Raw genomic sequence first — 11,813 nt, forward strand, 5'->3', positions numbered from 1 at the left:
CACTAAAAACATATTTATTTTCAGTGTATATTATAAAAATAAATATTTCAATTACATAGATTAGAATTAATATAATACATTTTCAATAAACTCTAATATATTTTTAATCTTATACTTAGCTACAACATTGTTACAAGTGAAATTAGCCACTGTAAATTATTTAATCAATTACTTTATTAATTGAAATTTATCAATGAATCTTACTCAGTGGGAGTTTGTATTTACAGAGAAAATAATTATACACGGATACTTTCTCAATCTTTCCACGAAATCTTACAATCATATTTTCTAAAATTATATTATTATTTTGAATTACTATAAATTCACAATGTGGAAAATTAGCTTTCATGAGGTTAAAATAGTTTTTTTTATTGGCATATAATTTTGATATATCCCTATTATTTATTTCAATAAAGATTTCACCTTTATAGTCTTTAGGAATTATAGAACTTATCATATCACTATATATGCTTCCTTGAACTAATTCTCTGAACGCTGGATGAAATGGTCCTGCAACTAATTTCCTTCCCAAATTTATTTCATCTGTAGGTTGAAGTCCTATCCTTATGACATTTATATTATTTATCTTAAACATACCATATATTATTTCACATATTTCTATGGCCTTATCTAAAGTATAGGGCTCATAAATTTTGTCCAAATACATTTTTTCCATAGGAGTATCTTTTATTACTAAGGCTGGATAAATTCTGCATATATCTGGTTTTAATTTCATTACTTCCTCAGCAGTGTAAATATCTTTCTTGAAATCGTCTCCTGGAAGACCTGGCATTATTTGATGTCCTAGAGTAAATCCATAGGCTCTGATAAGTTTTGAAGCATCATATACATCCTCTGCAGTATGACCCCTTCCTGCTAATTTAAGTACCTTATTGTCCATAGATTGTACTCCCAATTCTATTATATCCACATCATAATATTTAAGATTATCAAGTATAGATTCATCTATATAATCCGGCCTTGTAGATAATCTTATAAAGTCTACCTTTCCTTTATCTTTATAATCTCTAGCCACAGATAGAAGTTCTCTTTGCTTCTTCATATCTATAGCAGTAAAAGTTCCTCCAAAAAAAGAAATTTCTATAATTGAATTTTTTCTATCAATAGTTTTTAAATATTCCTCAACTGTTTCCGTAACAAATTTGTCATCAACCAAATTAGTATTGCCAGTTATAGAATTTTGATTACAGAACACACAATTATGTGGACATCCTTCATGGGGTACAAAAATTGGAATTATATAATGTCTTTTATCCATATATTTCTCCTATAGCCTTTAATGCAGTTTGTGCGGCATCCTGTTCAGCTTCTTTTTTACTAAACCCTGTACCTTCTCCCTTTAATACTCCATTAAAAATAACGGAGATATAAAATTTTCTTCTATGAGGAGGGCCTTCAAATTTCAGTAGATGGTATTTTATATCCACATCGCCATCTTTTTGCAGTACTTCTTGAAGCTTAGTTTTATAGTCTAAAATTATTTTGTTTTTCATAGCCATCTCAATAGTTTTATAGAAATTTGTCAATACAAATTCCTTTGCAAATTCAAAACCTTTATCCAAATATATAGCTGCAATAATTGCCTCAACACAATCTGCCAGTATAGATACTCTTGTCCTTCCTCCAGTAATTTCCTCTCCCTTACTCATAAATATATATTCTCCAAGCTGCCAGCCTTTTGCAATCTTAAACAGCGAATTTTCACAGACAATTAAAGCTCTCTTTTTAGAAAGTTCTCCTTCTGTTTTATCCTTGTAATTTAAAAATAAATATTCAGAAATAATAATCTGCAGTACAGAATCTCCTAAAAATTCCAATCTTTCATTGTATTCTATATTTTTTTGGTTTGCATAAGAACTATGGGTAATGGCAGTCCTCAATAATTTTTTATCTTTAAATTTAACTTTTAGTAATTGTTCTAGTTTTTCAATATCTTCCATAAGCATTGACAATTAAGACATCTCCTTAAAAGTCCATTCTTCAATTCATATAAATATATAAATTCAAGAATAAACTTTTTCAAAATTTTATATAAATTTAAAGCCCCGTATTAAACGGGACTTGCCTTCTATTCCTCGGTATGTGCTTTTATGTATTCTACCACATCTCCGACAGTTGCTACTTTTTCAGCATCTTCATCAGGAAATTCTATATCAAATTCCTCTTCCAAAGCCATTATCAATTCAACTATATCAAGTGAATCAGCACCTAAATCATCGACAAATGAAGATTCTAACGTTATTTCACTGGCATCTAAACCTAACTGTTCAGCTATAATATCTTTAACCTTTTCAAACATATAAATTCACCTCCTAAACTCTATATAGATAATATTACATATAAACCTAACCGTCAATATTAATATGAGAATTTTTAAGATAATTATATCTTTACTACTTTTATCCGATGACTACCATCCGTAATACTTCCATCGAACTGTGTGAAAGCGATTCACAGAAAATCCAAGATTTTTGTTCTCTGCTTTTCTATCAAAGTGGGAGATAACGGCTGCTACGTCCCTGGATAACGATTTCTAAGTTTCAGATGGGAAAAAAACTCCATCTGAAACAAAGAACTCTGTTTATGATTATACAGCAATAAAACATAAAGATTCAAGTAAAATTAAGTTATTTTTACTAAATTATTTCAGATTTAGATTTACTAATTAACTCGTTTATTTTTCCAAGTTCACTAGATATTTTATCTATAAATTCACCTTCATAACAAATTTTAGCTTGTTTTATAGCATTTTTAAAAGCCTTTACATTAGAACTACCATGTGCCTTTATAACTACACCCTTCGTACCTAAAAAGGGAGAACCACCGTATTCTGTGTAATCAAATTTCTTTTTAAAACTTTTAAATACAGGCTTTAAAAGAATACCACCTATTTTAGATCTTGTAGATGACATTATTTCTGCTTTCAGTATATTAAAGATATTAGAAGCTACTCCTTCATACATTTTTAATACAGTATTTCCAACAAATCCATCACAGACTAATATATTCGTGTCACCATTGGAAATATCTCTTGGTTCTACATTTCCTATGAAATTAAAGTCTGCTTCCTTTAAAAGCTTATAAACTTTTTTTGTAAGGTCATTTCCTTTTTCTTCTTCTACACCTATATTTATAAGTCCAATACTGGGGTTATTTACTTTCAAAATATTTTCAAAGTATATTTTTCCCATAAAAGCAAACTGTAATAGGTATTGAGGTTTACAATCCACATTAGCCCCAGCATCTACCACCATAAAAGTTGAATTCTTACCAGGCATAATTGGTGCCAGTGCAATTCTATCTATACCTTTTATTCTTCCAATTATAAAAGTAGCTCCTGCCATAAGTGCACCTGTACTACCTGCTGAGATAATACTTTGTGCTTTTCCCTCTTTAACTAAATTTAAGGCCTTATAAAGACTAGAATCTTTTTTCTTTTTAATAGCCATTACTGGATGTTCATTTGGAGTTATAACCTCGCTGGCATTCACTATGTCTATTTTATTTTTATCATAATTATATTTTTCCAATTCTCTTTTTATAATCTGCTCATTACCTGTTATAATTATATTTACCCCAAACTCATTGACAGCTTCTGTACAGGCTTCTACTACAGCATTAGGTGCATTATCTCCACCCATTCCATCTATTGCTATAATCATTATTCATCACACTTCCCTTTTATGAATAAATTTTATAAATACTCTTATATATAGATTTAATCACAATAGTTAATAGTTTACCATAGATATATAAAAAATTATCTTATTCGTTTATTGGACAGCAAATTTATATTTATCCGGTAACTAGTTGATGTATTGTTCAATTACCCGAAATAAAAATAATAAATTTGTTATTACATAAAAGAAAAGAAAGTCTTTCGACTTTCTTTTCTCTATTTTGCTACTGCAACAACTTCTTTATCTTTGTAATGTCCACAGTTTTTGCAAACTCTGTGTGCAAGTTTCATCTCGTGACAATTTGGACACTCAACTATGCCTGGTGCACTTAATTTAAAAGTTTGTGCTCTTCTTGAATCTCTTCTACCTTTTGAAAACTTTCTTGCTGGATTTCCCACAATAAACACCTCCTTAGTTGTTTGAAAACAAATCTTTAAGTTCAGCTAGTCTTGGATCTATATCTAGATTTTCACAATTACAAGTGCTATTATTCAGATTTGTACCACAAACTTGACATAAACCCTTACAATTTTCTTTACACAACCTTTGTATAGGAAGTGACATTATAATATTGTTTTCAACAATTTCTATCAAATCTAATTTATCATTATCTATAAAGATGAGTTCATCATCCTTATTTTCAGGATCATTAGTTAGCCTTTCCTGTAATTCAAGCTGTAATTTATAGCTAAAATTTTCGAGACATCTAGAACATGTAAGCTGAATTTCCCCACAGATAAGTCCATCAAGAGAAATTATATCACCTGTTCTCACCAAAGTTGCCTTAACTCTTATTGGAGCCAATACCTGATAGGTCTCGTAATCATCACTGAATTCTTTTAAATCCAATACTACGTCAATATCTTGTTTAGTTGCTTTTTTATAAATTAAATCAGAAATATTTATCATCATATAGTTAGCTCTGAAAAATTATCAATAACTCTTCTCATACATATAAAATATGTATATAATGTGTAAAACACATAGCTTGAGCTAAAGCTACTATTCCCTCCTCAATATACAGATAGCTAATTACTAATTAATCCTACTATGTAGAATAACATAATTCATTATATAAATCCACATAAAAAATGTCAAGATTTAATTTAATTATATCATAATAAATAGCAGCTGCAATGCTCCATCTTATAAAGCTAGAGATTAACAGCCGCCATTTACTAAATGATCGTTTCATAGATTTTCAACATAAATAAAATTTTTCAATTAATTTAAAAACCTTATTTAGTTACAATATCTTTTGTATCTCTAGCAATCATAAGTTCCTCATTAGTAGGAATAACTAAAACTTTTACCTTTGAGTCTGCAGCACTTATATCCGCCTCATCGCCTATAGTTTCATTATTCTTTTTCTTATCAATTTTAATACCTAAGAAATCCATGTTCTCACATATTCCTTCTCTATTTTCAGGTGAATTTTCGCCAATACCGCCAGTAAATACTACAGCATCAACCCCATTCATAGCTGCTGCATAAGAACCTATGAATTGTTTTACTTTATAGTGGAAAACATTTAAAGCCAGCATTGCTCTTTCGTCATTTTCCTTTAGACCAGCTTTCTTTATATCTCTCATATCACTACTTTTACCGTAAATTCCATAAATACCAGATTCTTTATTTAATAAATTATTTACTTCCTCACCTGTTAAATTCAATTCTTTTACTAAAAATGTTACTATTGCAGGGTCAATATCACCACTTCTTGTTCCCATTGCCACTCCTGCAAGTGGAGTAAATCCCATACTTGTATCTACAGATTTTCCGCCTTCCACAGCAGCTAAACTTGCTCCATTTCCAAGATGACATGTAATTATCTTAAGATCCTTTATATCCTTGTTTAAAAATTCAGCTGTAGCTTTTGAAACATATTTATGTGATGTTCCATGAAAACCATATTTTCTGATGCCATATTTAGTATATAGGTCATATGGCAGAGGATACATATATGCATAGTTTGGTAATGTTTGATGGAAAGCAGTATCAAACACAGCTACCATTGGAGTATTTGGCATTAAATCTTTACATGCATTTATACCAATGATATTAGGAGTATTATGTAATGGTGCCAGTTTTATGCACTCTTTAATTGATTCCATTACATTTTCATCAATAAGTACAGAGTTTGCATATTTTTCACCGCCATGAACAACTCTGTGTCCTACAGCTGATATTTCAGACATATCCTTTATTACTCCGTGTTCATTGTCTACTAATGCATCTAACACTAATTTTATTGCCTCTTTATGATCATTCATTGGCTGCTCAATTATATATTTTTCACCATTTACCTTCTGTGTAAGTATAGAACCCTCTATAGCTATTCTTTCAACTAATCCCTTTGCCAATACTTTTTCACCCTGCATATCTATCAATTGATATTTTAAAGATGAACTTCCACAGTTGATTACTAAAACTTTCATAAATTTACCTTCCTTTCATTAGACATATTGAAAGAAATAGCCTTTCAAGAATCTATACATCTTGACCTGCTATTTTCTTTCAAATGCCTTCTCTTAATTTATTAAATCCCCTTTTGAGCTTGAACTGCAGTCATTGCCACAACGTTAACTATATCATCTGCACTACAACCTCTTGATAAATCATTTATAGGTTTTGCAAAGCCCTGACATATAGGTCCTATGGCTTTAGCCTTCGCAAATCTCTGCACTAATTTATATCCAATGTTACCTGTTTGTAAATCTGGGAATACTAAAACATTAGCTTTACCTGCCACAGGACTTCCTGGAGCTTTTAATTGAGCCACCTCTTCTTCAATAGCAGCATCTAATTGAAGCTCACCATCAATATCCAAATCAGTTCTCATTTCCTTTGCTATTGCAGTTGCTTTTTGTACTTTTTCCACAAGTTCTCCCTTTGCACTTCCCATAGTAGAGAAGGAAAGCATAGCAACCTTTGGATCAAGATTACATAATTTTTTAGCTGTTTCAGCAGTTGTTATTGCAATAGCTGCAAGTTCTTCTGCAGATGGATTTGGATTTACTGCACAATCTGCAAATAAAAGTAATCCACTTTCTCCATATTTACAATCTGGTACCATCATAACAAAAAATCCTGATACAATTTTTACTCCTGGAGCAGTCTTTACAATCTGTAAGCCTGGTCTTAAAAGATCTCCAGTAGTATGAATTGCACCAGAAACCATACCATCAACGTATCCCATTTTAATAGCCATAGTTGCAAAATATAAAGGGTCTCTTACCATCTTTTCAGCTTTTTCTAAAGTCATGCCCTTCTTTTTTCTAAGTTCATAGAATTCTTTTGCATATCCCTCTGTTAAATCTGAAGTGTTAGGATCTACTATCTCAGCTCCGCTAACATCTATCCCTAATTGCTTTGAACTTTCTGCTATTTTTTCCTTATTTCCAACTAAGACAATGTTTGCTAGTCCATTTTTTAATATTTTATCACATGCCTGTAAATTTCTTTTTTCTTCACCTTCAGCCAAGATAATCCTTTTTTTGTCACCTTTCGCCATTTCCCATATTGATTCCATTAATTCCATTTTTCTTTCTCCCTTCCTTATAAGAGTATATATTTAATTCCTTAAGTTAAATATATATCTGTAGCATATAATATTAATATACATCTTTTGATAGAAGAATTTCAACAAAAAAAACAAAAAAGCTTATATTCAATATATTGAAAAATTTCTAACAATTTTAATTATTACATAAAATATTAGTAAATATATTAATAAAATTATACCTAAATGCATTAAGTTTTGACAAGTTTATGTAAATTTTTTTTATTTCCATGCTATGTATTTATCAAGTATAATAGTTATTATATGATAATAACTAATGAAGGTGATTTTTTGAAAGTTTCGGCAATAATAGCAGAATACAATCCGCTGCACAATGGTCATATTTTCCACATAAATAAGACAAAAGAAATAACAAATTGTGATGGACTCATAGGAGTACTTAGCGGGAATTTTGTCCAACGTGGTCAACCTGCCCTGTTAGATAAATGGACTCGTGCAAAATTAGCAGTTTTAAACGGTATAGATTTAGTAATAGAATTGCCTGCTGTATACAGCATTTCTTCAGCAGAATTCTTTTCTTACGGAGCAATAAGTTTACTAAATAGTTTAAATATAGTAGATTTGTTATGCTTTGGGAGTGAATCTGGAGATTTAAAATTAATTTACTATCTATCAAATATACTACAAAATCCACCTAGTGAATACTCCTGCTTATTAAAAAAATATGTTTCTCTAGGGCTGCCTTATTTTACTGCCAGAAGTAAGGCATTACTAAAATTTATATCTAAGGACCTAGATATAAATTTCACAAAATCTATAGAAACTATGATTTCTAGTTCTAACAATATTTTAGCAATTGAATATTGTAAAAGTTTAATAAAATTAAATAGTTCTATTAAAGCTGTTACCATAAAAAGAGAGGGTGACAACTATAACTCAAAAAAAATAACTTCTAAATTTCCTAGTGCAACTGCCATAAGAGAGAAAATAGAAAACAAAAGTGATTTAAGTATTTTAACTGATTTTTTACCAAAATCAGTTTATCAGGAATTATCATCTCTGTTATATAACAATTATGATTTTACCTTTTTGAAAAATACATTTGAATTTTTAAAGTATAAATGTATTACCGGCCCCAATAATTTAGATAAGATTCCCGATGCCAATGAAGGACTTAATAATAAAATTTATAAATCAATTATTAATTCCAAAGACTTTGATGAACTGATGACTAATATAAAGAGTAAAAGATATTCTTACACAAGATTAAGCAGAATTTTATGTCAATATTTTATTGGCTTTGAAAATCACCAAACAGAATCCCTAAGGAAATCTCCCTGCCCCTATGCAAGAGTGCTGGCTTTTAATACTAAAGGAATGGAAATTTTAAAACAAATTAAAAATAATTCAACTATTCCTGTATACCTAAAGCTTCCCAAATATAATGTTAGCTGTGAATGCTTAAAATTGGATATACTTTCAACTAATGCCTACAGTATTATAAATAAAAGTATAAAACCTTCCTCAGATTATTTAAATAGTCCTATAATAATCAGAGAATAAATAGATATTGAAAATAGTAATTAATTATCTCCTTTTTAAATATAAATAAATTAGATTACTTATAAGGAGATTTTTACTTGAGTATTGTTTTTTATATAATTATTATATTAGTATTTTTTACAACCTTTATTTTAATACGCAGCTATACAAAAAATGAAATCATTAGTATAGTTACTACTATACTATGCTCTTTCATTATATTTTCTATTATAATAAATCCAGCAAATTGCATTAATAATGCAATTAATGGGGCCAAGCTCTTTGCTTACAAGGTATTTCCAACCATGTTTCCATTTACAATGCTCTTAAATATAATTATAGCCTATGATGGTATTTATATTTATTCAAAGGTTTTTGGTAAATTTCTATGTAAACCACTAAGACTTCCAGACAAATGCAGCATTGTACTTATAATAAGTTTCTTATGCGGATATCCTATGGGCTCTCAGTACTGCTGTGAACTCCTAGAAAAAAAGGACATCGATTTTAATATAGCTTCAAGACTTATCAATATAGCTACAAACTGCAGTCCTCTATTTTTAGTTGGAACTATAGGTGAAAGCATGCTGGGTTCCTCTCACTATGGTTATATTTTATTAATTTCAAGCTATATTTCTTGTTTTATTATGGGCCTACTGATACCTGGTAATACTGCTTTTAAAGAGACTAAAACTATTCATAAACATGTTTTTAAAAAGCAAAATATAGGAAATGTACTTAAAAATAGCGTAGAAAACTCTATAGCTTCTTCTCTTTTGGTTTTAGGCTTTATAACAATTTTTTCTGTATTACTAGGCATAATAAAAAATACTGCAGTATTCTCTGCAGTAAATCAAAATACAATATTAGGTTCACTTTTACTTGGTTCTATTGAAATGACAAATGGATGTAATTTAGTTTCCACTTCATCCTTAAATATAGAGTTGAAATTAATGCTATTTAGCTTTTTTACTTCCTTTGGTGGATTATGTGTTATAGCACAGACTTATGCCTATACAAACCAATATAATTTTTCTCTATTCAGATACATATATAGAAAAATATTTCAAGGAATAGTCGCTTCCTTTACCACTCTAATAATATTTAAAATTAGTAATTACGGGATATTTACAATAAGTCAGGGAACTAATATTCCATTTACAAGCTCCAATATTTTAATACCTTTACTAATATTAATAGCAGTATTTCCCTTTATAGTGTATAAAAGTATAAAATTTATTGAATCTTTTTAAGCTCTTTAATATTCTCTTTGACTGTATCCCTTGTAAAATTTACTTTTTTTTGATAATTAATTAAAAATTTCTCCATTTCATTTTTTATATTAGAAAGCATAGCATCATTAATTTCCTTAATTTCTCTGTCAAGGTCTTGCAGCAAATTATTTGCATAATCTCTAGAAGCTATTTCAATATTCTTTGCTGAATTTTGTGCAGAAGTAATTATTTCTTCTGCATTTATTTTTGCTTCTTTAGTTATATCATGTTTTTCAATTTCCTTCATTATAGTCTGAGCATTTCTTCTCCTAATGATATCAGCTTCTTTCAATGCATCACTTAATATCCTATCTTTTTCATTTATAATCCACTGAGCTTTTTTTAATTCATCAGGAAGTGCTGAAATTATGTCATTAATAACTTCACAGACTTCTTTTTTATTAACAACAGATTTACCTGTCATAGGTAATTTTGTTGAGGTTTCTATAATATCTGATAAATATTCTAAAAGCTTCATAACATTCATATTTATATTCTCCCCTTATTTAGAACTTTGGGATTTCTTTAGTATATCTGATATAATTTCCTCTGGAACTAATCCTTTAATACATCCACCAAACACAGCGACTTGTTTCACTGAGGAAGAGCTTAAATACGAATATTCCGCTCTTGTCATCATAAACACCGTCTCTACATCAGGATCTAATTTGTTATTCATGAGAGCCATTTGAAATTCATATTCAAAATCAGACATAGCCCTAAGTCCCTTTATTATAACTTTTGCTCCTTTTTCTTTCATAAAATTAACAAGTAGCCCATTGTAACATTCAATTTTTATATTTTGCTTAAATTTTAAAACTCTTCTTATAAGTTCTAATCTTTCCTCCACAGAAAATAATCCCTTCTTTTGTGGATTCAAAAGAACTACTACTATAACTTCATCAAATACATTTGCCGCTCTTTTAATTATATCTAGATGTCCATTAGTTATGGGATCAAAACTTCCTGGGTAGACAGCTACCTTCATTTTAGTCCTCCTTATACCTGTAAAAACATACAGTTGTATTGCCATACTTTCTGAAATTAATTAAATCTATTTTTCCATTCCCTTGATATATTTCCTCACCGGAATCAATTTTAGTTACAATTAATCCATCCCTATGTAATAAATTTTTATCATGAATAATATCTATAGCTTTTGGAATCATATCTTTCATATAAGGAGGATCCACAAATATTAAATTAAATATAACACCATCATCTGATAATTTATATAATGCCTTATAGGAATCCATATTTAAGCACTTACAAATATGTTGAAATTTTAAAGTTTCTACATTTCTCTCTAATATAGGAAAGGTTATAGGACTTTTATCAACTAGATAGCATTGCTTTGCACCACGACTTGCAGCTTCCAAGCCAAGACTTCCTGTACCTGCAAATACATCCAAAACCACAGCATAAGGCACATCATTTTGGATTATGCTAAACATTGACTCCTTTATTCTATCTAAGGTTGGTCTTGTTTCCATGCCTTCAGGTGATAATAATTTTCTTCCCTTTGCAAGACCAGCAATTATTCGCATACTTTTATCCTCCCTTTACCTTTGTCATTTTCAAAAAATAATTATCTAGTATATTATCTTATTTTGAATCATGCTTTATTAGCATGACCTTCTGATAGCATCCATCACTATAATCAGAAGCTATTTATTTGTGTAATTCAAAATATTTCTTATATCCATCTTATTATTTATTTTTCACCTGACTAACTTGGCGTAAGACTCCCACGCACTCTGTGAAAGCGATTCA

13 protein-coding genes are annotated in these 11,813 nt (G+C 29.6%); 2 read left to right on the forward strand and 11 right to left on the reverse strand.

Going from position 1 to position 11,813, the window contains the following annotated elements:
• Positions 1-190 precede the first annotated feature (190 nt).
• The 8 genes from ABF633_RS10980 to pta form a co-directional block, all read right to left on the reverse strand.
• Complete coding sequence (locus tag ABF633_RS10980) at positions 191-1,279, reverse strand: elongator complex protein 3 (RefSeq protein ID WP_415523761.1); 1,089 nt, start codon at positions 1,277-1,279, stop codon at positions 191-193.
• Positions 1,272-1,967, reverse strand: a complete 696-nt coding sequence (gene rnc, locus ABF633_RS10985; RefSeq protein WP_415523773.1) for a ribonuclease III — start codon at positions 1,965-1,967, stop codon at positions 1,272-1,274. The genes ABF633_RS10980 and rnc overlap by 8 nt, the downstream gene beginning before the upstream one ends.
• A gap of 122 nt (positions 1,968-2,089) precedes the next feature.
• Positions 2,090-2,320 (reverse strand): acyl carrier protein, encoded by a 231-nt coding sequence (gene acpP / locus ABF633_RS10990; RefSeq protein ID WP_415523762.1) that lies wholly within the window; start codon positions 2,318-2,320, stop codon positions 2,090-2,092.
• 337 nt (positions 2,321-2,657) lie between these two features.
• Complete coding sequence (gene plsX / locus ABF633_RS10995; RefSeq protein ID WP_415523763.1) at positions 2,658-3,683, reverse strand: phosphate acyltransferase PlsX; 1,026 nt, start codon at positions 3,681-3,683, stop codon at positions 2,658-2,660.
• Between the two features lie 233 nt (positions 3,684-3,916).
• Complete coding sequence (rpmF, locus tag ABF633_RS11000; protein ID WP_003442137.1) at positions 3,917-4,099, reverse strand: 50S ribosomal protein L32; 183 nt, start codon at positions 4,097-4,099, stop codon at positions 3,917-3,919.
• A gap of 13 nt (positions 4,100-4,112) precedes the next feature.
• On the reverse strand, positions 4,113-4,613 hold the full coding sequence (locus tag ABF633_RS11005; RefSeq protein WP_415523765.1) for a YceD family protein: 501 nt from the start codon (positions 4,611-4,613) through the stop codon (positions 4,113-4,115).
• A gap of 326 nt (positions 4,614-4,939) precedes the next feature.
• Entirely contained in the window at positions 4,940-6,139 is a 1,200-nt protein-coding gene (locus ABF633_RS11010; protein ID WP_415523766.1) for an acetate kinase, read from the reverse strand.
• Between the two features lie 101 nt (positions 6,140-6,240).
• Positions 6,241-7,242, reverse strand: coding sequence for a phosphate acetyltransferase (gene pta, locus ABF633_RS11015; RefSeq protein WP_415523767.1), 1,002 nt, complete (start codon positions 7,240-7,242; stop codon positions 6,241-6,243).
• Between the two features lie 312 nt (positions 7,243-7,554).
• On the opposite strand from pta, the gene ABF633_RS11020 reads away from it, so the two are divergent.
• Both ABF633_RS11020 and ylbJ read left to right on the forward strand, forming a co-directional pair.
• Positions 7,555-8,787 carry a nucleotidyltransferase gene (locus ABF633_RS11020; RefSeq protein WP_415523774.1) on the forward strand — a complete coding sequence of 411 codons (1,233 nt, stop codon included), beginning with the start codon at positions 7,555-7,557 and terminating at the stop codon, positions 8,785-8,787.
• A 77-nt stretch (positions 8,788-8,864) separates the two neighbouring features.
• Positions 8,865-10,019: a sporulation integral membrane protein YlbJ gene (gene ylbJ, locus ABF633_RS11025; RefSeq protein ID WP_415523768.1), complete on the forward strand. Its 1,155-nt coding sequence runs from the start codon at positions 8,865-8,867 to the stop codon at positions 10,017-10,019.
• Here the strand turns inward: ylbJ and ABF633_RS11030 are convergent.
• Genes ABF633_RS11030 through rsmD form a run of 3 tightly spaced genes read right to left on the reverse strand, consistent with a single transcriptional unit; the run spans position 10,003 to position 11,587 of the window.
• The gene (locus ABF633_RS11030) at positions 10,003-10,527 is read right to left on the reverse strand and encodes an ATPase (protein ID WP_415523769.1); all 525 of its coding nucleotides are present in this window, start codon (positions 10,525-10,527) and stop codon (positions 10,003-10,005) included. The two genes, ylbJ and ABF633_RS11030, sit on opposite strands and share 17 nt — an antisense overlap.
• 15 nt (positions 10,528-10,542) lie before the next feature.
• Complete coding sequence (gene coaD / locus ABF633_RS11035) at positions 10,543-11,028, reverse strand: pantetheine-phosphate adenylyltransferase (RefSeq protein ID WP_415523770.1); 486 nt, start codon at positions 11,026-11,028, stop codon at positions 10,543-10,545.
• A 1-nt stretch (position 11,029) separates the two neighbouring features.
• The gene (rsmD, locus tag ABF633_RS11040) at positions 11,030-11,587 is read right to left on the reverse strand and encodes a 16S rRNA (guanine(966)-N(2))-methyltransferase RsmD (protein WP_415523771.1); all 558 of its coding nucleotides are present in this window, start codon (positions 11,585-11,587) and stop codon (positions 11,030-11,032) included.
• Positions 11,588-11,813 lie beyond the last annotated feature (226 nt).

This window comes from Clostridium sp. (assembly GCF_047718555.1).
Taxonomy (GTDB): domain Bacteria; phylum Bacillota; class Clostridia; order Clostridiales; family Clostridiaceae; genus Clostridium_I.